This window comes from Paenirhizobium selenitireducens ATCC BAA-1503 (assembly GCF_000518785.1).
GTDB classification, from domain to species: domain Bacteria; phylum Pseudomonadota; class Alphaproteobacteria; order Rhizobiales; family Rhizobiaceae; genus Allorhizobium; species Allorhizobium selenitireducens.
The window spans coordinates 270,480-293,989 of record NZ_JAEG01000001.1; the positions used below are offsets into that span (position 1 = coordinate 270,480).

The following is a 23,510-nucleotide window of genomic DNA, read 5'->3' on the forward strand; positions in this document are numbered from 1 at the left end:
TCAAATGGGGATTTAGTTCTGTGGCGGCGTCAAGAACTATAACGAAAGACAATCACTACGTATCAAGGGGATACCTAAAGCAATGGCAATCCTCGCCGGGCAAGATATTCGTCTATCGGTTGTTGGTTTCCAACGCGAACGTTCCGCTTTGGAAAGAGACTAGTATCGCTAGCGTTGGGTTTCAGGAGCATCTTTACACGCGCCATATTGCGGGGGCTGACAACGATGAGATGGAACGCTGGTTCTCGCGTGATTTTGAGACTCCGGCAGACGGTCCGCTTCAACGAGCCGTAAATGATGAGCCCTTAACATCTGACGATTGGCGAACTCTCGTTCGATATCTCGCAATGCACGATATGAGACCACCTGCACGCCTAATTGAGCATCTCAATAGCGCCAGTGCTAATTTGTCGAACGCACTCTCAAGTGTCCTTGCAGAACTACCCGACCGCCTCCACGCTGGAGGCATTTCGACTGGCGAAGACTGCCCCGCAGAAATAATTGCTCCCTTCCCACTGCGGCTTAGTGTTGAACGGCAGGATAGTGAAGAGGCAACCATGTTAAAGGTGGAAACAGCAGTCTGCCGGGCTTCTTGGCTTTGGTCGTTGAATCACCTTCTGAATAAGACAATTCGCATCCTCCATTCTCACAAGTGGACCATCATGCGACCCTCTGCTGGCATGAGTTGGTTTACCTCCGATAAGCCTGTGATGAGGTTGAACTACTATGATGGCGGGTCATACGACTTTAGGGGAGGCTGGGGCAGATCGGGTGGCGAGATACTTTTTCCAATAAGTCCCCAACACATGATGTACACGCGAATTGGGCACAAACCACCTGTTCGGGGCTCGCGTTTCTCCAGGGAACAAACTCAGTTGCTTCGACGTCTCATCGCAGAGCACGCACATAGATATGTTTTCGGGAGTAATCAGGATCCGGAAGTTTCCATTTTCCGAGTTCGGAATGAGGACCACGACGCCTATAAGGCGGAACGGAATACATGGAAGAACTGGCATTACCAACAGGTTGAAACGGAAAAGCGACTACTCCGGGGGGACTCCGATAGCTTCCTTGGGTCACCAAGAGTATAGTATAGATAGAGAGAGGGGCCCATGACCAAATCCGGCACAATCCGCACCGGCATCGGCGGCTGGACCTTCGACCCCTGGGAAGGCACCTTCTATCCCGAGACGCTGGCCAAGAAGCGGCAACTCGAATTCGCCAGCCGCGAGTTGACGGCGATCGAGGTCAACGGCACCTATTATTCGAGCCAGAAGCCGGCGACCTTCGCCAAATGGGCGGCGGAAGTGCCGGAGAATTTCGTCTTCTCGCTGAAAGCCAGCCGCTTCTGCACCAACCGCAAGGTGCTGGCCGAGGCCGGGCCGTCGGTGGAAAAGTTCCTCACCCAGGGCATCACCGAACTTGGCGCCCATCTCGGTCCGATCCTCTGGCAGTTCATGGGCACGAAGAAGTTCGAGCCGGACGATTTCGAAGCCTTCCTCGCGCTCTTGCCGAAGAGCCAGGACGGGATCGCCCTTCGCCACGTGGTCGAGCCGCGCCATGAATCCTTCCAGGTGCCGGAATTCGTCAGCCTGCTGGCGAAATACGGCGTGGCGGCGGTCTGTGCCGATCATCACGACTATCCGATGTTCGCCGACCCGACGACCGATTTCGTCTATGCCCGGCTACAGAAGGGCGGGGACGACATTCCGTCCTGCTATCCGCCGAAGGACATCGACGCCTGGGCCGGCAGGCTGAAGACTTACGCCCGCGGCGGCATGCCGGACGACCTGCCGGCGATCGCCCCGGACAGGGCCGTCGACAAGGCGCCGCGCGACGTCTTCGCCTTCTTCATCACCGGCGGCAAGGTCAATGCGCCGAACGGCGCGCGCGCCCTGCAGAAGGCGGTCGCCTAGGGGCTTTGGCTCCCCTCGACACCGGCATGCGCAGCAAGTTGTGACAATGGCGATTCTGGACTAGCGTCTGTCGCTTGGCCGGGCGCGTTCAATGCTGTTTAGGCCAACGCTCACCAGCTTTGCCGGGGCATGTCGTCGCATGCGATTCGGCCCATTTGCTCCGGGAATGCCGCATGTCAGGGATCGTCGTCTTCATCAATCTGGCCGGAGCCGTCGCTCTGCTGCTCTGGGCCACCCGCATGGTGCGCACCGGCATCGAGCGCGCCTATGGCAATCTGCTGAAGGAGCGGCTCAGGCTCGCGATCAGCAATCGCGTCTCGGCCGCGCTCGGCGGCTTCTTCTTCGCCATCGTGCTGCAGAGCGCCACCGCGGTCGCCCTGATCGTCTCGTCCTTCGTCGCTGGCGGGTACGTCTCCTCCGGCATCGGCGTCGCCACCCTGCTCGGCGCCGATGTCGGCTCGGCCTTCGTCGTGCGCATCCTGCGCTATGACCTGTCGCTGCTGATCCCGGTCCTGCTGCTGATGGGCACCATCGCCTTTCGCGCCTCGGAGCAACGCAACTGGCGCCAGGCCGGCCGTATCCTGTTCGGCCTCGGCCTGCTCTTGCTATCGCTGCGGCTGATCGGCGAGGCGTCGGATCCGCTGCGCTCGAGCGAGATCCTGCCTTTGGTGTTCAACTACCTGTCGCGCGACTGGATCACCGCCTTCCTGCTGTCCGCCCTGCTCGCCTGGGCCTTCCATTCGAGTGTCGCGACCATTCTTCTGTTCGCCTCGCTCGCCGACCGTCACCTCCTGCCGCCGGCCCTGATCATTCCGCTCGTGCTCGGCGCCAATTTCGGCGCGGCCGTGATCGGCGCGATCCTCACCAAGAATGCCGAGGCCGGCGCCCGCATCGTGCCGCTCGGCAATGTCGTCATCCGCGGCCTCGGCACGGTGGCGGCCCTCGCCTTGCAGTTCGCCATCGGCCTCGATCCCCTGCTCTTTGCCGCCCAGCCGGGCGATGCCGTGGTGATGATCCATCTGGCGATCAATTGCGCGGTGCTGGTCTTCGGCCTGCCGTTCAGCGGCATCGTCGCGCGGGCATTGGAGGCGGTCCTGGCCGGGCCTGCGCCGGACACGGCCGCGCCGGTTCGCCTCTCCGTGCTCAATCCCGCCGACCTCGCCAATCCGCGCCAGGCGATCAGCAATGCGACGCGCGAGGTCCTCACGGTCTGCGAGAAGACCGAGGTCATGCTCAACTGGATCTTCGAGCTCTACGAGACCTGGGATGCGAAGAAGATGCAGCGCATCGAGGCGCTCGACGACGAGATCGACGCGATCCACCGCGACATCAAGTTCTATCTGGCCCGCATATCGGAAAGCGCCCTCGACGAGGCGTCGGCCGCGCAGTGCCAGGCACTGCTCGGCACGACCATCAAGATCGAGCAGGCTGCCGACATCATCTCGCAGAACATGCTGAACCGGGCCCGCAAGAAGCATGACCGCAACGCCGCCTTCTCGCCCGAGGGCTGGGCGGAACTCACGGCCATGCACAACGAGGTGGTGAAGAATGCGCGCCTCGCCTTCAACCTGCTGGTCAATCGCGACGTCGAGCACGCCCGCCAGCTGGTGGCGCGCAAGGAGGCGGTGCGCAATCTGGTGCGGGTGAGCGAGGAGCAACATATGCAGCGCCTGCGCAACGGCAATGCCGCAAGCTTCGAGTCGAGCTCGCTGCATATCGACACGATGCGCGACCTGAAGGAGATCAACTCGCTCTTCGCCTCGATCGGCTATCCGCTGCTCGAGGACGAGGGCATGCTGCGCCGCAGCCGGCTCTTGTAGGTCGAACCGTCAGGCGGTGGCCGGCTTGCGGCCGAGCCATTGCGGGTTGAACACGTTCATCACCAGGCCGACGACGATCAGCACGGCCGCGACGATCCGCAAGGGGCCAAAGGCCTCGCCGAGCAAAAGCGCCGCCGACGACATGCCGAACACCGGCACGAGCAGGGAGAACGGCGCGACGGTCGAAACCCCGTAGCGACTGATCATCGCGCCCCAGATGGCGAAGCCGAAGATGGTCGCGACATAGGCGACGAACAGCACCGCGCCGGCGCCCGCCAAGTTGATGTTGGCGATGGCGGCGAGATCGCGGTCCCAGCCCTCGAACAGCGCTGAAATGACCAGCAGCGGGATCGGTGGAATGAGGCTGACCCAGACCATCAGGTTGAGCATCTGCACATTGCCCGCCTTCTTCATCAGCATGTTCGAGCAGGCCCAGGCGATCGCCGCGGCAAGGACGAGCGAAAGGCCGGTGACGGTGAAGTCGCCGTCAATGGAGGAGGCAATGAGAGCGATGCCGGTAAAGGCGACCGCCATGCCGGCCAGCTGCAGCGGCCTCGGCTTCGCGCCGAAGATCAGGAAAGCGAGAAGCACGGTGAAGAAGGCCTGCGACTGCAGGAGCAGCGAGGCAAGGCCGGGCGGCACGCCGACATCCATGCCGATGAACAGGAAGGAGAACTTCACCACGCCCAGCATGATGCCGATGCCGATGATGATCCGCCACGGCACGTCGGGCCTGGGAATGAAGAAGACAAGCGGCACCGCGGCGAAGAAGAAGCGCAGGGCCGAGAACAGCAAGGGCGGGAAATTGTCCAGCCCGAGCTTGATGACGACGAAGTTGAAGCCCCAGAGTGCCGCGACCAGCACCAGCAGCAGAACATGAACGGGTTTCACGCGATTCTCCCTGAGGTTTACCGCAGCGATACTATGCCGGGCGGCGCCGAAGGAAGCGAATAGTCGTTATCTCACAGTTCAATAAGATTGATGAGTTCTTCGGCGGTCAGCCCCCTGCCCGCTCTGTTGCCGGCCTCACCATGGTGCCAGACGCCGGCCGCCGCCGCCTCGAAGGCCGGCACGCCCTGGGCCAGCAGCCCGCCGATCATGCCGGCAAGCACGTCGCCGGAGCCGGCGGTGGCGAGCGACGGCGGTGCATTGGTGTTGACCAGCGCCCGACCGTTCGGCGCGGCGATCACGGTGTCGGGTCCCTTGTAGACGATGACCGCATGGGATCGCGCGGCGGCGGCAAGCGCCATGTCGACCTTGCTGAGAGATTTGTCGCCTGCGATATCCGGGAAGAGCCGGGCGAACTCGCCCTCGTGCGGCGTCAGCACCAGCCGCGTCTCTCCCGTCGAGAAAGCCTCGAACAACACAGACGGATCGTCGCGGAACGACGTGATGCCGTCCGCATCGAGCACGAGCCGGCGATCATTGAGCGCCAGGGCGAAATCGCGCGCCTTTGAGCCGACGCCGAAGCCGGGTCCGAGCACGAAGGCCTTGTGGCGCGGATCTTCGAGATAGGCGCAAAGCGCGGCGGGATACTCCATCGCCTTCAGCATCACGGCAGTCAGTTGCGCGGCATTGGCCTCCAGCGCATTCGTCGGCGAGGCGATGGTGACGAGGCCGGCCCCTGCCTTCAGACCCGCCGCGGCGGAGAGCCGGGCGGCACCGGTTGTCGTCGCAGGCCCCGAAAAGACCGTCAGATGGCCGCGGCGAAACTTGTGGGCCTCTGGCTCGGCCTTCGGCAAAAGCGCGGCCCAGGCGGCTGGCGTGTTCAGCCCGGCAGGCCCGGCCTCGGCCGCGACGATCCGCTGCGGAATGCCGATGTCGTAGACCTCGACGGGGCCGCAGAGACGCCGCCCCGGCATCAGGACGTGGCCGGGTTTGCGGGACATGAAGGTGACCGTGTGGCATGCCTCGAAGGCCGCTCCGAGCACCCTGCCCGTTCGTCCGTCCAGCCCCGATGGCAGGTCGACCGCGATGACCGGCAGTCCTTGCGCCCCGACCTTGTCGACGACCGCTGCCACGGTCTCCGGAACCGGACGGTCGAGCCCGGCGCCAAAAATCGCGTCGATGATCGCGTCGCCCGGACGCGGCTCGTAGCGGTCGAGCGCTTCTCCGGCGATGGCGCAGCGGGCAAAGGCCTTAGCCGCATCGCCCCTGAGGCGCCCCGGATCGCCGAGGCGGAACACTGCAACTTCGGCGCCGGCATCGGCCAGCGCCCGTGCCGCGACATAGCCGTCACCGCCATTGTTGCCGGGTCCGCAGAGCACGACGAAACGCAGCGCTCCGGGCAGGAGCCTGAGCGCTGCGGCTGCCACCGCCTGCCCCGCCTTCTCCATCAGGCCGAAAGAATTGATGCCGGACCGGGCCGCGGCCTGGTCGGCGCGCCCCATCGCGGCAGGTGTCAGAAGCCAGGTTTCATGATCGCTTTTCATGCAGGCATCAAAGCAGATTCCGAGGCCCCGGGGAACGGAAAGCATGCCTGAACGGCAAATGATTACCGAATAGGCAATTGCATAAATAGTGGCCTTTTAAATGTGCTGAATTGCGCGCCACCCGGAAAATCGTCGAAATGCCTGCGACGAAAGAACCGCGCGAAATTTTAGTTTTCTGGCAAAACACACTGGTGTTTTGCCCAGTCTTGCGCGAGATTTGCCTCGGGAACGCGAATTTTTCCCGTTTTCGATCGCAGTTTGTGCCATAACTGGCACGTTACATGCATCGAGTTGGCCGAGCGGGACTTTCCGCCATGTTGAGGGAAGCGGAGATATATTTTCTCATGAAAAAGATCGAAGCGATCATTAAGCCTTTCAAGCTGGACGAAGTGAAGGAAGCCCTTCAGGAAGTCGGCCTGCAGGGTATTACGGTCACGGAAGCCAAGGGCTTCGGCCGGCAGAAGGGCCACACCGAATTGTACCGCGGTGCGGAATATGTGGTGGATTTCCTGCCCAAGGTGAAGGTCGAGGTCGTCCTCGCCGACGAAAACGTCGAAGCTGTCATCGACGCGATCCGCAATGCCGCCCAGACGGGCCGGATCGGCGACGGCAAGATTTTCGTTTCGAACGTCGAGGAAGTCGTTCGCATCCGTACCGGTGAAACGGGCGTCGATGCCATCTAGTCGGTCTGTCCCGCCCTGCGGGACCGGACTTCATTATCGTCATCACACTCAAGGAATTCGAAAATGACGACCGCACAAGATATTCTGAAGCAGATCAAGGACAACGACGTCAAGTTCGTCGACCTGCGCTTTACCGACCCGAAGGGCAAGCTGCAGCACGTCACGATGGACGTCGTCTGCGTCGACGAAGACATGTTCGCCGACGGCGTCATGTTCGACGGTTCCTCGATCGGCGGCTGGAAGGCGATCAACGAGTCCGACATGGTTCTGATGCCCGACCTGGATACGGTCCACATGGATCCGTTCTTCGCCCAGTCGACCATGGTCATCATCTGCGACATTCTTGATCCGGTTTCGGGCGAAGCCTATAACCGCGACCCGCGCGGCACCGCCAAGAAGGCCGAAGCCTACCTCAAGGCATCGGGCATCGGCGACACCGCCTTTGTTGGTCCGGAAGCCGAATTCTTCGTCTTCGACGACGTGAAGTACAAGGCCGACCCGTACAATACCGGCTTCAAGCTCGACTCGACCGAACTGCCGTCGAACGACGACACCGACTATGAAACCGGCAACCTCGGCCACCGTCCGCGCGTCAAGGGCGGCTATTTCCCGGTTCCGCCGATCGACAGCCTGCAGGACATGCGTTCCGAAATGCTGACCGTGCTCGCCGAAATGGGCGTCGTGGTCGAAAAGCACCACCACGAAGTGGCCGCTGCCCAGCACGAACTCGGCATCAAGTTCGACGCGCTGGTGCGCAACGCCGACAAGATGCAGATCTACAAGTATGTCGTGCATCAGGTCGCCAACGCCTATGGCAAGACGGCCACCTTCATGCCGAAGCCGATCTTCGGCGACAACGGCTCGGGCATGCACGTCCACCTGTCGATCTGGAAGGACGGCAAGCCGACCTTCGCCGGCGACGAATATGCCGGCCTGTCGGAATCGTGCCTCTACTTCATCGGCGGCATCATCAAGCATGCCAAGGCGCTGAACGCCTTCACCAACCCGTCGACCAACTCCTACAAGCGCCTGGTCCCGGGCTATGAAGCACCGGTGCTGCTGGCCTATTCGGCCCGCAACCGTTCGGCTTCGTGCCGTATTCCGTTCGGCTCGAACCCGAAGGCCAAGCGCGTCGAAGTCCGCTTCCCGGACCCGACCGCCAACCCCTATCTCGCCTTTGCCGCCATGCTGATGGCCGGCCTCGACGGCATCAAGAACAAGATCCATCCCGGCAAGGCCATGGACAAGGATCTCTACGATCTGCCGCCGAAGGAACTGAAGAAGATCCCGACCGTCTGCGGTTCGCTGCGCGAAGCGCTGGAAAGCGTCGACAAGGATCGCAAGTTCCTGACCGCCGGCGGCGTCTTCGACGACGACCAGATCGACTCGTTCATCGAGCTGAAGATGGCCGAAGTCATGCGCTTCGAAATGACCCCGCATCCGGTCGAATTCGACATGTACTACTCGGCCTAACGGCCCCGGCCGGATCGCCTCCGGGCGGGCCGGTCACGAAAAACAGGAAAACCGGCGCGGTCTGCTCGACCGCGCCGGTTTTTTTCACGTCAGGATAAATTAGGAATAACTTACAGAGCAATTCCCGCGCGTTACGGCTGCTTCTTCAGCCGCTGCTTGAGCAGATTGAGATATTCCTCGTTGGCGTCCGGGGCCGGCTCCGGCTGCGTTGCAGGCGCTGTGCAGGCCGGCTTGTAGTCGAGCGCCATGCCCGCCTTGACGCAGGTTCCCACCTGCCAGCCGGGCGGCAGGGCCGTCAGGTCGACGGATTTCCACTTCGGGTGGCCCTTGGCCTCGAGCGCCGGCATGCCGTTGAGGATCAGGCTGGAGAAATCCGAGACCGAGCGGCAGCTCTCGCGGTGGTAGGCGTTCTTCTTCGGATCGTAGTCATAGGTCATCAGCACGGCCTTGACGGCGACGAGGTCGACGGGCTCCTGCTGGAAGGAATAGGTTGCGGCCGGAACCGTCGCGGCCGTGTAGGTGGCAAGCAGCGGCGCATCCTTGATCGGCAGCAGATGGAACTTCGTGCCGTCGATCTGGGCATTGGCAAAGAGCGGGGCCGGCGCGCCCGCCACGTAGAAGAAGGCGTCGATCTCGCCCGACAACAGCTTCGGCAGCGCCTCGTCCGGATTGATCGTCAGCCGTTCCGCCGCCTTGATCTGCAATATGTCGAGCATCAGCGTGGCGGTGAGGTATGTGCCGCTGTCCGCCTTGCCGATGGCGATCTTCTGGCCCGCGAGCCCCTTGAGATCGGCGACGCCGCTCCGCGCCAGGACATGCACCTCCTCATTGTAGAGCGGGAACATGATGCGCACGCCGCGCACCGCCTGCTGCACTTCCGGGTCGTTGGCCTCGAAGGTCTTCAGATATTCGAGCACGTCGCTCTGGACGATGCCGAACTGCGTGTTGCGTCGATTGCGCACGCCGACGAAGTTTTCCAGCGAACCGGCGCTCTCCACGACGTTAAGGCCGAGGCCGCATTCGGCGCCGAGCGCGGCTATGTCGCGGCCGATGCGGATATAGGTACCGCTCGGCCCGCCGGTCATGATGTTGCGCTCGAAGCTGTCGGCTACCGCTGTCGTGGCGACGAGGGCGAGCCCCAGGGCCGAGAGGAATGTGACGAGTTTCGTTGGCATGGCGAGGGTCCTTTCGCTCAGCAGCCGCTTTTCAGGTCGCGCATCAGGTTGCGGAGCGTCACGACCGGCACGGAGCGGAACACCGACTGAAGGCCGGTCGTCACGCACTCACCGGACACCAGCAGGCTCCGCAGGCGCTGGTAGTCTTCCGCCGACAGCCGATCGAGGCCCGGCGTCCTGGCGAGCACGGCATCGACGGCTGCGGGGTCGCGCGGCGCATTGGCGATGAGCGGCAGGTCTTCCGCGGTCTCCGGCGGTGCCGAAGGCGGACTGTCGGGCGCTGCATCTTCGCCTGGCGCGCTGTCCGCCCTTGCCGCGTCCAGTTCGGCCTGCAGTCCGGCACTGCGCTCGCGCTCGCGGGCGAGCATGTCCTCGGCGTTCTTCAGGACATCCCGGCTGCGGGCCAGTTGGGCCCCAAGGGCGTCGCGCTCGGCCGAGATCTTGGTCCCGTCCGCCTCGGCCTTGGCCAGTTTGTCGGCAAGCGCGGCGATCTGCGCCTCGAGACGCGGGATCTCCTCGGTCTTCAGCTGCGCCAGGGACTGCCCCGCTTCGCCTTCGGACGCTTCCAGCCTTTGCCTCAGGTCGGCAAGGGCGGCGTCGGCAGATGCTTTGGCGCTCGTCGCTTCCTGCCTCGCGTTCTCGATCGCCTTGTCCTGGGCGAGGCTCTGCTGGCGCGCTTCCGCCAGGGCCTTCGCGAGACGGGCGTTCTCCTCCTTTTCCGACAGCAGTTCGCGGCTCGTTGCCTCGAGCGTGTCGGCCATGCTGTCGAGTTCGCCGCGCTGGCTGTCGAGCGTCTGCCTGAGCGCGGCCGTCGCCGGATCGCCGGCATCAAGGGCCGTCTCTGCCCGCTTGCGCCCCTCAACCGCTTCGGCGAGACGCCGGTTGCTGTCGTTCAGCTGGGCGGAGAGGTCGGCGATCTGCTGATCGACCGTGGCCAGGCGATCGGCATCCTGCGGGCCAAGATAGCGCATGGCGCCATATCCGGCGGCCCCCCCGAGCACCAGGCTCACCAGGATCGCGATCAGCAGCCCGAACGGTGATCCGCCGCGCGCTTGGCTCACCTGCGTATCCCTGCCCCATTGATTGCTCACGGCATCTCCGCTTCGGCCTGTGTCCGTTGCCGTCTGGGTAGCGTGAATCCCCTGCCCGTGCAAGTTTTCGCCCGGGCGTACCGGGGCAAGGTTTCGCGGCTTTCCATCCCGGCATCGCCCTTGTAGTCTCCGCTTCGCCGCCGTGGGCCGCGACGTTCCCTGCCCTGCCCCTTGTCTTACCCGTGTCCGAAAGCCAGATCGCCTCCATGCCCCAGACCAAAACCTCGGCTGCTCCGAGACCGCTCGACTGGCTGCTCTATTTCCTCGCGCCGGTGTTCTTCTCCAGCAACCTGATCTTCGGTCGCGGGATCACCGGTGAAATCGCACCCTTCACCACGGCCTTCCTGCGCTGGGCGGGTTCGGCCCTCATCATCTTTCCGTTCGTCTATGCCGAACGCCGGGTCTGCCTCGCCTTCGTGCGGTCGCACACCGGCATCTGGCTGACGCTCGGCATCCTCGGCATGGGCATCTGCGGCGGCTTCGTCTATTGGGCGCTGACGCTGACGACGGCCTCGAACGCGACGCTGATCTACACCACCTCCTCGCTGTTCATCATCCTGGCGCAATGGCTGTTCCAGGGGCGCCGCATCTCTGCGGTCGAACTGGTGGGCATGGTCGTCGCCTTTGCCGGCGTCGCGGTCATCGTGCTCAAGGGAGACTGGACGGCGCTCTTCCACCTGCGCTTCAACATCGGCGATTTCGGCATCCTCGCCGCAGCGATCGCCTTTGCGCTCTATTCCCTGCTGCTGCGTCACCCGGCGGTGCAGGCCATGCCGCCCATGCCGCTGTTCGGCCTGCTGTCGCTGTCCGGCACGCTGGTCCTCATTCCGCCGGCGCTCTACGAGGTGCTGACCGGCGGCCTTCTGCCGGACACGACGAGTGACTGGACCAAGCTGCTCGGCATCATCCTCTTCGCCTCGCTGGCGGCCTTCTACTGCTTCCAGCATGCGGTCCGGGTCTTTGGCGCGGCGATGGCCGGCATCACGCTCTATCTCATGCCGCCGATGTCGATCGTCATGGCCGTGATCTTTCTCGGCGAGCAGTTCCAGTTCTATCACGCGGTCGGCATCGTGCTGGTCATGGGCGGGCTGGTGCTCGCGACCGCGCCCGGGCGACGCGGCGCCAGACCAGCAGCCTGAGCGCGAAAGCATAGCCGGGTCTTGATGTTTTGCCCTTTCCTCCCCAAATTCATGGGGAAAGGAAGTGAAGCCCATGAAACAGCGCAACGCAAAATTTGGCATCGGGGAAGTTGTTCGCCACAAGGTCTTTCCGTTCCGTGGCGTCGTGTTCGACGTGGATCCGGAATTCGCCAACAGTGAGGAATGGTGGAACGCCATTCCGGCCGAAGTGCGCCCGTCCAAGGACCAGCCCTTCTACCATCTGCTCGCCGAAAATTCGGAGACCGAATACGTCGCCTATGTTTCGGAGCAGAATCTGGAGAAGGATCTCAGCGAGGAACCGCTGCGCAATCCGCAGGTTCAACAGATCTTCGTGCGGGAGCAGGCCGGACACTACAAGCCCAAGGCAAGCTTCGCCCACTGACGCGCCAGCGTCTCCACGACCAACGAAACAAACGAAAAAGGCCCGCGCGAGCGGGCCTTTCTGCATCTGCTGGCAAAAGAGAGATCAGTTGCCCTGCTTGGCAGCGTCCTGGGCGTCGTTGATCGCCTTGTTGCGCTCTTCCTGCTTCTTCTGCATGGCTTCCTGCAGAAGGCGCTGGCGCTCCTCGGCCTGCGACTGCGACATGGCCTCGCCATCATAGGCGCCGGTGAAGCCTTCGAGCGGGATCTTGATCGGGTTCGGAGCACGACGGAAATTGACCGAAGTGAACACGACCTCATTGCCCTTCTTCAGGCTGGCGATGAGCGCGTCGGTCAGCGGCATTTCGGCCGTGCAGCGGTCCGGAAGGCAGACGGTGTAGTCGAGCTTGACGCCCTTGGCGCCGTCGATCTGCATCATGATGCCCGGCGGGATCAGGCGCGCCGAGGGAACGGTGACCTGAATGAGCTTGCGGTTGATCTTGCCTTCGATGGAGATCAGGCCGACAGCCGTGATCAACTGGCCGTTCTGGGCGAGCTGCTGGTTCTGAACGACGCAGACGTCGGCTTCTTCCTGCTTGGTGCAGGTCTTGAACCACTTGGCCGGGCCGGCGGCCGCGGGAGCTGCTGCGTCCTGGGCGCTGGCAACCATCGGGGCAGATGCCGCGCCGAGGGTCAGAACGAGAGCAGACAGTGCGGTCCGCGTAGCTTTGGTTGCATTAAACATCATAACCTAATCCGTCTCCTGAAAACCGATATCGGGCACTTGTAAGGCCGCGACACTCGCCGGTCGTGCTGCCTGTCAACTGTCGTCCAAATGAGGCAAATACATGACCTTGGCACCCGGCTCCCCTGTTACATCGCGAAGTCTGGAATATCCAGTCTTTCTTTGGGCGTATAAGGGAGCAACGCGGCTTTTTGCACGGCGATGTGTTTGTTTTATGGTGTTCATGCTAGCTTTGCCGAGATTCTCGGACATGGCGGAAAGGATACTTCGTGCGCCGTATAGCTCTCAGCCTGTTTTTCATCGCCCAATGCAGCCTCGCGAATGCCGAGCCGGTTCATGGGATCGCCATGCACGGCGAACCGGCGCTCGGCGCGGACTACAAGCATTTCCCATACGTCAATCCGGAGGTGAAGAAGGGCGGAAGGATCAACTACGGCGTCGTCGGCACCTTCGACAGCCTGAACTCCTTCGTCCTCAAGGGCATGCGCACCACCGCGCGCGGCGTCTGGGACCCGGAATACGGCAACCTGTTCTACGAATCGCTGATGAGCCGCTCGAGCGACGAGCCCTTCTCGCTCTACGGCCTGCTCGCTGAAACGGTCGAATGGGACGAGGATCGCACCTTCATCCAGTTCAACCTCAATCCCAAGGCCCGCTGGCACGACGGCAAGCCGGTGACCGCTGAAGACGTGATCTTCTCGTTCAACCTGCTGCAGGAAAAGGGACGCCCGCCCTATAACAAGCGTCTGGCCGTGGTCGAGAAGATGGAGAAGGTCGGCGACAACAGCGTGCGATTCACCTTCAACGACAAGGCCAATCGCGAGACCCCGCTGATCCTCGCCATGTCCCCGATCCTGCCGAAGCACGCGGTCGATCCGGCGAAGTTCGACCAGACGTCGCTGGAAATACCGGTCGGTTCCGGACCCTACAAGATCAAGTCGATCAAGCCCGGCGAGAAGATCGTCTACGCGCGCGATCCGGACTATTGGGGCAAGGACATTCCCGCGAAGGTCGGCTTCGACAACTACGACGAAATTTCCGTCACCTATTTCCTCCAGGACTCGACCCTGTTCGAAGCCTTCAAGAAGGGCGACGTCGACGTCTATCCGGAAGGCGATTCCGGGCACTGGGAGCGCGGCTACGACTTCCCCGCCGTGAAGAACGGCGATGTCGTCCGGGAGGTCTTCCAGCCCGGCCTGCCCTCCGGCATGCTCGGCTTCGTCTTCAACACCCGCCGGCAGATCTTCGCCGACGCCAAGGTGCGCGAAGCCCTGTCGCTGGCCTTCGATTTCGAATGGGTGAACAAGAACCTCTACGGCGGCGCCTTCAAGCGCAGCCAGAGCTTCTGGCAGAATTCAACGCTCGGCGCCTTCGGCAACGCAGCTGACGCGCGCGAACTGGCGCTGCTCGGCTCAGCCAAGGACCGCATCGCCCCGGAAATCCTCGCCGGGACCTACGCCATGCCGGTCTCCGACGGTTCCGGCGCTGATCGCAAGATCCTGCGCCAGGCCGTGTCGCTGCTCGCCGAGGCGGGATATGCGATCAAGGGCGGCAAGATGCTCGACAAGACCGGCAAGCCGCTCACCTTCGAGGTGATGACCCAGAACGAGGGCCAGGAAAAGATGGCGATCGCCTACCAGCGCGCGCTGGCGCTGATCGGCATCCAGGTGACGATACGCACCGTGGATGATGCCCAGTATCAGGCTCGCTCCAACAGCTTCGACTACGACATGATCGTCAAGGCCTATACCTCGTCCCTGTCCCCGGGTGCCGAGCAGTTCAATCGCTGGGATTCGTCCTCCCGCGATGCCCAGGGCAGCTTCAACTATGCCGGCGTCGCCGATCCCGACATCGACCGCATGATCGAAGCGCTGGCCAATGCCCGCAGCATGGAGGATTTCCGTGCCGCCGTGCGCGCCTATGACCGCCTGCTGGTTGCCGGTCACTATGTCGTTCCGCTCTACCATATCGGCGAGCAGTGGGTCGCCCGCTGGAAGCATGTCGGTCGGCCGGACAAGACGCCGCTCTACGGCTACCAGCTTCCGGTCTGGTGGGACACCCGGGCGCAGTAGCGCCCGGAATCGAGCCTTTGTTGTCGGCGGTTACGCCAAGGTAACCGGTTGAAATGTGTCGCGATTGCCCTTACGTGGCAGCGATCGGTCATTTCGACCCTTAGCCGCGCGGAAAGGAAAGCATCATGGAACGCATCACCATCGACATCGTCTCGGACGTCGTCTGCCCCTGGTGCTATCTCGGCAAGGCGCGTCTCGACCTCGCCATCGCCGAGGTGCAGGGCGAGATCGGCGTCGACGTCAACTGGCGGCCCTACCAGCTCAATCCCGACTATCCGCCGGAAGGCGTCGACCACCAGAAGGCGCTGGCCGAAAAGCTCGGCGGCAAGGACAATATGGACCGCGCCCACGCGCAATTGCGCGAACTCGGTTCGGCGGTCGGTGTCGCCTTCGATTTCGACGCGATCAAGGTCGGACCGAACACGCTCGACGCGCACCGGCTGATGTACTGGGCGGGCGTCGAGGACCGCGAGATTCAGGATCGGGTCGTCGCGGCGCTGTTCAAGGCGAACTTCGAAGAAGGCCGTAATGTCGGCGATCCGGCAGTGCTGCTCGACATTGCCGAGGCCGCCGGTCTCGACCGTGCCCTCGTCGATGCGCTGCTGACCGGCGATGCCGACAAGGCCGAGGTGCAGGGCGAGATCGAAGCCGCCCGGCAGATGGGCGTGAACGGCGTGCCCTTCCTGATCTTCGACCAGCAATATGCAGTAAGCGGCGCGCAGACGCCGGACGTGATCGCCGGTGCGCTGCGCGACATCGCCCGGATGAAAGCCGAAGCGCTTGCAAAACTCAATTGACGCGCTGCGGGAACGTCCTTAAGCACGGCTAACATCCTTCCTCCCGGGATTCCCCACCGTGCGCTCCGACGTCATTCTCAAGGGCATTCTGCTCGCCTTCGCGGCGTTTTTCGCCTATTCGATCAGCGACGCCTCGGTCAAGCTGATCGAAGGGCGCATCAGCCCCTACGAATCCGGGTTCTTCGGGGCGGTCTTCGGCCTCGTCGCCCTGCCCTTCCTGTTGAAGCGCAACGACCGCTGGTACGATGTGTTCACCACGACCAGCCGCCCGCTCTGGATCCTGCGGTTCTTTTCCTCCGGCATCGGCACGATCGGCAGCGTGACGGCCTTCACGCACCTGTCGATGGCCGAAGCCTTCTGCCTGATCTTTCTCCTGCCCTCCTTCGTCACCGTCATGTCGGTGGTGTTCCTCAAGGAGCCCGTCGGCATCCGCCGCTGGGGCGCCGTCATCCTCGGTTTCATCGGCGTGCTGGTGGTCCTGCGGCCGGGCTTTCGCGAATTGTCGATCGGCCATGTCGGGGCGGTCCTCGCCGGCCTGTCCGGGGCGCTGTCGATCATCATCTACCGGGCGATCGGCCCCTCGGAGAAGAATATCTCGCTCTATGGCGCGGGTCTCATGGGCGCACTGGTCATCTGCGGCTTCGCCATGCTCCAGGATTTTTCCGCGCCCGACGCGACGGAATGGGCCCTGCTCGCCGGTTACGGCCTGCTCGGGGCGCTTGGCAACGTGCTCTTGATGTACGCCGCCTTCTATGCCCCGGCCGCCGTCGTCGGGCCGACCCAATACAGCCAGATGCTGTGGGGCATCCTGTTCGGTTACCTGATCTTCGGCGACCGCGTCGATCTTCCCATGGTGGCCGGCATCGTCCTGATCGTCGGCTCCGGCCTGTTGACCCTGTCGCGCGAACGCACCAAAGGCGTGGCGCTACCGCCTGCCGTCGCCGGCAAGGAAGATGCGGCACTGGCGATCAAGCCGGAAGACGAGACCGCCTCGTCCTGACGGCGCGACGGCCTGCCGCTCAGCTCTTCGCCAGTTCCGCCAACTGAGTCATCACAACGGCCGCACCGGACAACCGTTTCTCCGGCGTCGGCAGATCGCGGGTCAGGAACACGCTGTGGTCGGGGCGGATCTTCGCCATCGATCCCTGCTTGGCGATATAGCCGACCAAGGCTGCCGGATTGGGGAACTGCTTGTTGCGGAACTGCACCACGACACCCTTCGGCCCCGCTTCGAGTTTCTCGACATTGGCCTTGCGGCACAGCGCCTTGATGTAGACGACCTTCAGGAGGTGCTGGACCTCGATCGGCAGCGGTCCGAAGCGGTCGATCATCTCGGCGCCGAAACCGTCGATCTCGTTCAGTTCGGTGATCTCGCCAAGCCTCCGGTAGAGACCGAGGCGCAGATGCAGGTCCGGCACGTATTCGTCGGGGATCATCACCGAGGTTCCGACCGAGATCTGCGGCGACCAGCCGCTGTCGGTCACCTCGTCGTCGCCCTTCACCTCGGCGACTGCTTCCTCCAGCATGTGCTGGTAAAGCTCGAAGCCGACTTCCTTGATGTGGCCGGACTGCTCTTCGCCGAGCAGATTGCCGGCGCCGCGAATGTCGAGGTCGTGGCTCGCGAGCTGGAAGCCGGCGCCGAGCGTGTCGAGCGACTGCAGCACCTTCAGGCGGCGTTCCGCCGTCGTGGTCAGCACCTTGTTGACCGGCAGCGTCAGCAGCGCAAAGGCGCGGACCTTGGAGCGGCCGACGCGGCCGCGCAGCTGGTAGAGCTGGGCCAGGCCGAACATGTCGGCGCGGTGCACGATCAGCGTATTGGCGGTCGGCACATCGAGACCGGATTCGACGATGGTGGTCGACAGCAGCACGTCATAGCGGCCGTCATAGAAGGCATTCATGATGTCTTCCAGTTCGCCCGCCGCCATCTGGCCATGGGCAACCGCGACCTTCAGTTCCGGCACGTCGGAGGCGAGAAACGCCTGAATGTCGGCAAGGTCGGCCAGACGCGGGCAGACGTAAAAACTCTGGCCGCCGCGATAGTGCTCGCGCATCAGCGTCTCGCGGATCACCAGCGGGTCGAAGGGCGAGATGAAGGTTCTGACCGCCATGCGGTCGACCGGCGGCGTGGTAATCAGCGACAGTTCGCGAACCCCGGTCATGGCGAGCTGCAGGGTGCGCGGGATCGGTGTCGCCGAAAGGGTGAGCACATGCACGTCGGTCTTGAGGTCCTTCAGGCGTTCCTTGTGCTTGACGCCGAAATGCTGTTCCTCGTCGATGATCAGGAGGCCGAGATTGGCGAAGTTGACGCCCGTGCCGAGCAGCGCGTGTGTGCCGACGACGATGTCGGTCTTGCCTTCCGCCACTTCCTTCTTGACGAGGTTCAACTCCTTGGTGCCGACCAGCCGCGAGGCCTGCTGGATGCGGATCGGCAGACCGCGGAAGCGCTCGGTAAAGGTCTTGAAATGCTGCCGCGCCAGAAGCGTCGTCGGCACGACGACGGCCACCTGGATGCCGTTCATCGCCGCGATGAAGGCGGCGCGCAGCGCCACTTCCGTCTTGCCGAAGCCGACGTCGCCGCAGATCAGCCGGTCCATCGGCCGTCCCGCGCCGAGATCGCCGCGCACCGCCTCGATGGCGTTCAGCTGGTCCTCGGTCTCGTCATAGGGGAAGCGGGCGGCAAACTCGTCGTAGAGGCCTTCCTGGGTGGTCAGCACAGGCGCCATGCGCATCATGCGCTCGGCGGCGACGCGGATGAGCGCGCCCGCCATGTCGAGCAGCCGCTTCTTGAGCTTCGCCTTGCGCATCTGCCAGGCGCCGCCGCCCAGCTTGTCGAGCTGTGCATCGCTCGACTCCGAGCCGTAGCGCGACAGCAGATCGATGTTCTCGACCGGCAGAAAAAGCTTGGCGTCGTCGGCATAACGCAGCTCGAGGCAGGCATGCGGCGCGCCGGCCGCCTCGATGGTGCGAAGACCGACGAACCGGCCGATGCCGTGCTCGGCATGGACGACGATCGAGCCCTCGTCGAGACCGGCCACTTCCGAGATGAAGTCGGCGGCGCGCTTGCGGCGCTTGGAGCGGCGCACCATGCGGTCGCCGAGAATGTCCTGCTCGCCGACGATGACGAGGTCGCCGGCCTCGAAGCCACCCTCGAGGCTGAGCACGGCGGTCGCCGCCTCGCCCTTCTTCAGTCCGTCGAGTTCCTTGAGCGCGGTGACCGACTTGAGATTGGCAAGGCCGTGCTCGTCGAGCACCTGCAGCAGCCGGTCGAGCGAGCCTTCGGACCAGCCGGCGATCAGCACCTTGGAGCCTGCCGCGCGCTTCTCGGCGATGTATTTCACCGCCTGGTCGAAGACGTTGGTGCGGGTATTGCCCTCGCCTGTCTCGATCGCCGTCTTCGCCCAGCGCGGGCCGGGACGTGCGGCGATCTCGATCACCTTGCGCGCCTCGCCGTCATGCTCGGCAAACGGGGTGAGCCTCAGCGGCGAATGCGCGTCGAGTGCCCGGCCGAATTCGGCGGCACCGAGATAGAGCCGTTCGGGCGGGACCGGCTTGTAGGGCGTACCCTGGGACAGATGGCCCTTGCCGGGCGTCGCGGAATTCAGCCGCGCCTCGTAATAGTCGCGGATCAGCTTGGCCCGCTCCTCGGCCGCCTCACGCACGGTATGGTCGGTGACGATACGGAAGCCCTGGAGGTAGTCGAACACCGTGTCGAGATGGTCGTGGAACAGCGGCAGCCAGTGTTCCATGCCGGCATAGCGCCGCCCCTCGGACACGGCCGCATAAAGCGCGTCGTCGCGGGTCGCGGCGCCGAACAGCGAGAGATAGTTCTTGCGGAAGCGGCTGATCGAATCCGGGGTGAGCGTCACCTCGCTCATCGGATGGAGGTCGAGCGAACGGGCCTGGCCGATGGTGCGCTGGCTGGCCGGATCGAAGGTGCGGATGCTCTCCAGCGTATCGCCGAAGAAGTCGAGGCGCACCGGCTCTTCCGAGCCCGGCACGAAGACGTCGAGAATGCCGCCGCGCACGGCGAATTCGCCGACCTCGCGCACCGTCGCCACGCGCTCGAAGCCGTTGCGCTCCAGCCGGGCGGCGATGTCGTCCATCTTGATCTGGTTGCCGGGGCGGGCCGAGAAGCCGAGGCTGTCGATCACCTCGGCCGGCGCCACCTTCTGCAGCATGGCATTGACCGTGACGAGCACGATCGCCGCATGCGGCTTCTTGCCATGGGCGACCAGGCCGGACAGGGCCGTCAGGCGACGCGCCGATGTATCGGCTGAAGGCGATACACGATCGTAAGGCAGGCAGTCCCAGGCCGGCAGCGTCAGCACCGGGATTTCGGGCGCCGCAAACGACAGATTCTGCTCGATGTCGGCCATGCGCTGACCGTCCGACAGGATATAGGCGACCGGTTGGCCGAGGCGGGCGAGTTCCGCCAAGACGAAGGCGTCCATGCCGTCCGGCACGTGCGAAACGGTGAGCGCGGACTTCGCTGCCGCAATCGTCCTGGTATCGAGAAGCGAGATCATTCCGAGCGTCCGAGCCCTTCCAGCGTGACCGGCGAGAAATCGGGGCGACAGGCGGCGATGCGCTCGAACAGCGGGGTTTGCAGATGTGCCGGCACAGGCGAAGCGCCGGTGATGTACTTCACCAGGTCCTGGTCCTCCTCGCTCATGATGCGCTCCAGCTCGTCGAGCGTGGCATCGTCCATGGTGGCGATCTCGGCTTCGGCGAACTGGCCGAGGATCAGGTCCATTTCGCGGATGCCGCGGTGCCAACAGCGGAACAGAATGCGCCGGCGGCGCGGATCGAGTTCTGCACTGCTGAGGATCAAACCGGTCATATGCAAACACCTTCCTGTTGATGCGCCTCTATAGCGCCGTCACAACCGCTTGTCAGCCTTGCCAAGCCGGTAATTCTCGGCGCATTTTGCCAGCCATCATGCGGCCAACGCTTCTCGATCCCCTGTTTGCCTCCGTCGCTTCGCTGTCCGGCGTCGGGCCGAAGCTTGCGCAATTGCTGGCGAGCCTGCTGGGCCGCGAGGATGCGGAGGACGCGCGCGTCGTCGACCTTCTGTTCCTCGCCCCCTTCCGCCTGATCGACCGGCGCAACCAGCCGGGCATTGCGCTGGCCCAACAGGGTGCGATCGTGACGATCACCGGCAGGGTCGACCGCCACCAGCCGCCGCCGCCCGGCAAGTCCAGCCTGCCCTACCGCGTCTTCCTGCACGACGAAACCGGAGAGCTGGCGCTCACCTTCTTCCGCGTCAAGGGCAACTGGCTGGAAAAGGCCCTGCCCGTCGACGAGACGATCATCGTTTCCGGCAAGGTCGACTGGTTCAACGGCCGGCCCTCCATGGTGCATCCGGACCTGATGGTGAAGGCGAGCGAAGCGGAGAACATGCCGCTGGTCGAGCCGGTCTATCCGCTGACCGCCGGGCTTTCGCCCAAGGTGCTCCGCAAGCAGATCGAGCACGCGGTGGAGCGGGTTCCCGAATTGCCCGAATGGGTCGATCCGGCGCTCGTCACCCGTCAGGGTTTTCCCAGCATCCGCCAGAGTTTTGTCGACCTGCACCATCCACGCGACGAAAAGGACGTCGATCCGCAGGCCCCGGCGCGGCGGCGCCTCGCCTATGACGAATTCCTCGCCGGCCAGGTGTCGCTCGCGCTGGTGCGGCAGAAACTGCGCAAGGTGCCGGGCACGCCGGTCAAGGCAACCGGCGAGATCTCGGACAGGATCCTCGCCGCCCTGCCCTTTTCGCCGACCGGAAGCCAGACGCTTGCGATCGCCGACATCCTGAAGGACATGTCCTCCGACACCCGTATGCTGCGGCTGCTGCAGGGCGATGTCGGGGCGGGCAAGACGCTGGTGGCCCTGCTCGCCATGGCGGCCGCGGTCGAGAGCGGTGGCCAGGCCGTGCTGATGGCGCCGACCGAGATCCTGGCGCGCCAGCACTACGCGACGATCTCGAAATTTGCCGCGAGCGCGGGCCTCAAGGTCGAGGTGCTGACGGGTCGCACCAAGGGCAAGGAGCGCGAGGCGATCACCGAGCGGATCGCATCCGGCGAGGCGCAGATCATCATCGGCACCCATGCGCTCTTCCAGGACACGGTGAACTACAAGAACCTGATGCTGGCCGTGGTCGACGAGCAGCACCGTTTCGGCGTGCATCAGCGCCTCCGCCTGACCGCCAAGGGTATCTCCCCGCACATGCTGGTGATGACGGCGACGCCGATCCCGCGCACGTTGGTGCTTGCCGCCTTCGGCGACATGGACGTCTCCAAGCTCACCGAAAAGCCGGCCGGGCGAAAGCCGATCCAGACGGTGACCGTGCCGAGCGAGCGCACCGGCGAGATCGTCGAGCGGCTGCGCGCCGCCGTCGCGGACGGCAACAAGGCCTACTGGATCTGCCCGCTGGTCGAGGAATCCGACGTATCCGAGTTGATGTCGGCCGAAGAACGCTTTGCCGTGTTGGAAAAGGCGATCGGCGCGCCGATCGGCCTCGTGCACGGCCGGATGAGCGGGCCGGAAAAGGATGCGGCCATGCTCGCCTTCAAGAGCGGCGAGACGCGGTTGTTGGTCGCCACCACAGTCGTCGAGGTCGGCGTCGACGTGCCGGATGCGACGATCATGGTGATCGAGCATGCCGAGCGCTTCGGGCTCGCCCAGTTGCACCAGCTGCGCGGCCGGGTCGGGCGCGGCGACGAGGCGTCGAGCTGCATCCTGCTCTACAAGGGACCGCTCGGCGAAACCGGCAAGGCGCGCCTGTCGATCCTGCGCGACAGCGAAGACGGCTTCCTGATCGCCGAGGAGGACCTGAAGCTGCGCGGCGAAGGCGAACTGCTCGGCACGCGCCAGTCCGGTACGCCGGGTTTCCGCATCGCCAGCCTCGAGGCCCATGCCGATCTCCTGGAAATCGCCCGCAAGGACGCATCCTACCTGCTGGACCGCGATCCGGACCTGATGAGCCCGCGCGGCGAGGCCGTGCGGACCCTGCTCTACCTGCATCGCCGCGACGAGGCGATCCGCTTCCTCCGGGCGGGGTGATGCCGCGGAAACGGGCGACAGGCGGCGTCTCTGTCCGCTGAAACAAGGTGATGAGCGACGCGCTGAGTCAGGCGGTGGCGTCGGGCAGCACGGGCGGCTTGTAGTCGGGCATGACGAGGCCGCCGGAGACCAGCAGCTTGGCCGCCTCCTCGGGGCTCATGTCGAGCACCTTCAGCTTGTCGCGTGGCACGAAGAGCAGGAAGCCGGCCGTCGGAACGGGCGTCGGCGGCAGAAAGACCGCGACCATCTCGACGCCGTCCTCGTTGAGCTTTGCGGCGATCTCGCCCTTCGCCTCCGTGGCGATGAACACCAGCGCCCAGATACCGGGCGACGGAAATTCCATCAGCCCGACCTTCTTGAAGGACGAGGACTGGTCTTTCAGCACCGATTCGAAGATCTGCTTCAGGCTCTTGTAAAGTGTGCGCACCAGCGGCGTGCGATGGAAGATGCGCTCGCCGAAATCGACGATAGAGCGGCCGATCAGGTTCTTGCCGAGAAAACCGATCAGCGTGATCGTCGTGACCGCGATCAGCAGGCCGAAGCCGGGAATGGCGAACTGGAGATAGCTCTCGGGATTGTAGCGGCTGGGAATGTAGGGTTTCACCCAGCTGTCGGCCCAGTCGATAAAGGACCAGGTCAGCCAGATGGTGATGGCCACCGGCGCGCAGATGATCAGTCCCGTGAGGAAGTTGTTGCGGATGCGCGTCGCCAGCGAAATTCGCTCGGGGCTGTCGTTCATCGT

General features: G+C 63.8%; 19 protein-coding genes. 11 read left to right on the forward strand and 8 right to left on the reverse strand.

Annotation, left to right across the window (positions count from 1 at the left end; genetic code table 11):
* Positions 1 to 20 precede the first annotated feature (20 nt).
* From L867_RS28185 to L867_RS0101405, 3 genes are all read left to right on the forward strand, one after another.
* Positions 21 to 1,091: a DUF4238 domain-containing protein gene (locus tag L867_RS28185; protein WP_084638412.1), complete on the forward strand. Its 1,071-nt coding sequence runs from the start codon at positions 21 to 23 to the stop codon at positions 1,089 to 1,091.
* 21 nt (positions 1,092 to 1,112) lie between these two features.
* Entirely contained in the window at positions 1,113 to 1,916 is an 804-nt protein-coding gene (locus L867_RS0101400; protein ID WP_028735218.1) for a DUF72 domain-containing protein, read from the forward strand.
* A gap of 173 nt (positions 1,917 to 2,089) precedes the next feature.
* The gene (locus L867_RS0101405; protein WP_028735219.1) at positions 2,090 to 3,736 is read left to right on the forward strand and encodes a Na/Pi cotransporter family protein; all 1,647 of its coding nucleotides are present in this window, start codon (positions 2,090 to 2,092) and stop codon (positions 3,734 to 3,736) included.
* A 9-nt stretch (positions 3,737 to 3,745) separates the two neighbouring features.
* On the opposite strand, the gene L867_RS0101410 is transcribed toward L867_RS0101405, so the two are convergent.
* Together L867_RS0101410 and L867_RS0101415 are read right to left on the reverse strand one after the other, a co-directional pair.
* On the reverse strand, positions 3,746 to 4,627 hold the full coding sequence (locus L867_RS0101410; protein WP_028735220.1) for an EamA family transporter: 882 nt from the start codon (positions 4,625 to 4,627) through the stop codon (positions 3,746 to 3,748).
* 71 nt (positions 4,628 to 4,698) lie between these two features.
* Positions 4,699 to 6,168, reverse strand: coding sequence for a bifunctional ADP-dependent NAD(P)H-hydrate dehydratase/NAD(P)H-hydrate epimerase (locus L867_RS0101415; RefSeq protein WP_028735221.1), 1,470 nt, complete (start codon positions 6,166 to 6,168; stop codon positions 4,699 to 4,701).
* A gap of 344 nt (positions 6,169 to 6,512) precedes the next feature.
* Between L867_RS0101415 and L867_RS0101420 the strand changes: the two genes are divergently transcribed.
* Both L867_RS0101420 and glnA read left to right on the forward strand, forming a co-directional pair.
* Entirely contained in the window at positions 6,513 to 6,851 is a 339-nt protein-coding gene (locus tag L867_RS0101420) for a P-II family nitrogen regulator (protein ID WP_015916113.1), read from the forward strand.
* Positions 6,852 to 6,914: 63 nt separating this feature from the next.
* On the forward strand, positions 6,915 to 8,324 hold the full coding sequence (glnA, locus tag L867_RS0101425) for a type I glutamate--ammonia ligase (protein WP_028735222.1): 1,410 nt from the start codon (positions 6,915 to 6,917) through the stop codon (positions 8,322 to 8,324).
* Positions 8,325 to 8,455: 131 nt separating this feature from the next.
* Here the strand turns inward: glnA and L867_RS0101430 are convergent, their stop codons facing one another.
* Together L867_RS0101430 and L867_RS0101435 are read right to left on the reverse strand one after the other, a co-directional pair.
* The gene (locus L867_RS0101430; RefSeq protein ID WP_028735223.1) at positions 8,456 to 9,499 is read right to left on the reverse strand and encodes a TAXI family TRAP transporter solute-binding subunit; all 1,044 of its coding nucleotides are present in this window, start codon (positions 9,497 to 9,499) and stop codon (positions 8,456 to 8,458) included.
* A 17-nt stretch (positions 9,500 to 9,516) separates the two neighbouring features.
* The gene (locus L867_RS0101435; protein ID WP_028735224.1) at positions 9,517 to 10,560 is read right to left on the reverse strand and encodes a coiled-coil domain-containing protein; all 1,044 of its coding nucleotides are present in this window, start codon (positions 10,558 to 10,560) and stop codon (positions 9,517 to 9,519) included.
* Positions 10,561 to 10,796: 236 nt separating this feature from the next.
* Between L867_RS0101435 and L867_RS0101440 the strand changes: the two genes are divergently transcribed.
* Both L867_RS0101440 and hspQ read left to right on the forward strand, forming a co-directional pair.
* Complete coding sequence (locus tag L867_RS0101440) at positions 10,797 to 11,729, forward strand: DMT family transporter (protein WP_037172448.1); 933 nt, start codon at positions 10,797 to 10,799, stop codon at positions 11,727 to 11,729.
* A gap of 73 nt (positions 11,730 to 11,802) precedes the next feature.
* Entirely contained in the window at positions 11,803 to 12,132 is a 330-nt protein-coding gene (hspQ, locus tag L867_RS0101445; protein ID WP_028735226.1) for a heat shock protein HspQ, read from the forward strand.
* A gap of 84 nt (positions 12,133 to 12,216) precedes the next feature.
* Here hspQ and L867_RS0101450 read toward each other — a convergent pair whose 3' ends face one another.
* Entirely contained in the window at positions 12,217 to 12,858 is a 642-nt protein-coding gene (locus tag L867_RS0101450) for an invasion associated locus B family protein (protein WP_028735227.1), read from the reverse strand.
* Between the two features lie 266 nt (positions 12,859 to 13,124).
* Here L867_RS0101450 and L867_RS0101455 point away from each other — a divergent pair, with 266 nt between their 5' ends.
* From L867_RS0101455 to L867_RS0101465, 3 genes are all read left to right on the forward strand, one after another.
* On the forward strand, positions 13,125 to 14,927 hold the full coding sequence (locus tag L867_RS0101455) for an extracellular solute-binding protein (protein WP_051438756.1): 1,803 nt from the start codon (positions 13,125 to 13,127) through the stop codon (positions 14,925 to 14,927).
* 125 nt (positions 14,928 to 15,052) lie between these two features.
* Complete coding sequence (locus L867_RS0101460) at positions 15,053 to 15,724, forward strand: DsbA family oxidoreductase (protein ID WP_028735229.1); 672 nt, start codon at positions 15,053 to 15,055, stop codon at positions 15,722 to 15,724.
* Positions 15,725 to 15,782: 58 nt separating this feature from the next.
* Complete coding sequence (locus L867_RS0101465; protein WP_028735230.1) at positions 15,783 to 16,724, forward strand: DMT family transporter; 942 nt, start codon at positions 15,783 to 15,785, stop codon at positions 16,722 to 16,724.
* Between the two features lie 19 nt (positions 16,725 to 16,743).
* Here the strand turns inward: L867_RS0101465 and mfd are convergent, their stop codons facing one another.
* A complete protein-coding gene (gene mfd / locus L867_RS0101470; RefSeq protein WP_028735231.1) occupies positions 16,744 to 20,250 on the reverse strand; it encodes a transcription-repair coupling factor in 3,507 nt (1,168 codons plus the stop codon).
* Entirely contained in the window at positions 20,247 to 20,564 is a 318-nt protein-coding gene (locus tag L867_RS0101475) for a succinate dehydrogenase assembly factor 2 (RefSeq protein ID WP_028735232.1), read from the reverse strand. Before L867_RS0101475 ends, mfd begins: the two co-directional genes overlap by 4 nt.
* Before the next feature lie 98 nt (positions 20,565 to 20,662).
* On the opposite strand from L867_RS0101475, the gene recG reads away from it, so the two are divergent.
* Positions 20,663 to 22,768 carry an ATP-dependent DNA helicase RecG gene (recG, locus tag L867_RS0101480; protein WP_028735233.1) on the forward strand — a complete coding sequence of 702 codons (2,106 nt, stop codon included), beginning with the start codon at positions 20,663 to 20,665 and terminating at the stop codon, positions 22,766 to 22,768.
* Between the two features lie 67 nt (positions 22,769 to 22,835).
* On the opposite strand, the gene L867_RS0101485 is transcribed toward recG, so the two are convergent.
* A complete protein-coding gene (locus tag L867_RS0101485) occupies positions 22,836 to 23,507 on the reverse strand; it encodes a DUF502 domain-containing protein (RefSeq protein ID WP_028735234.1) in 672 nt (223 codons plus the stop codon).
* Positions 23,508 to 23,510 lie beyond the last annotated feature (3 nt).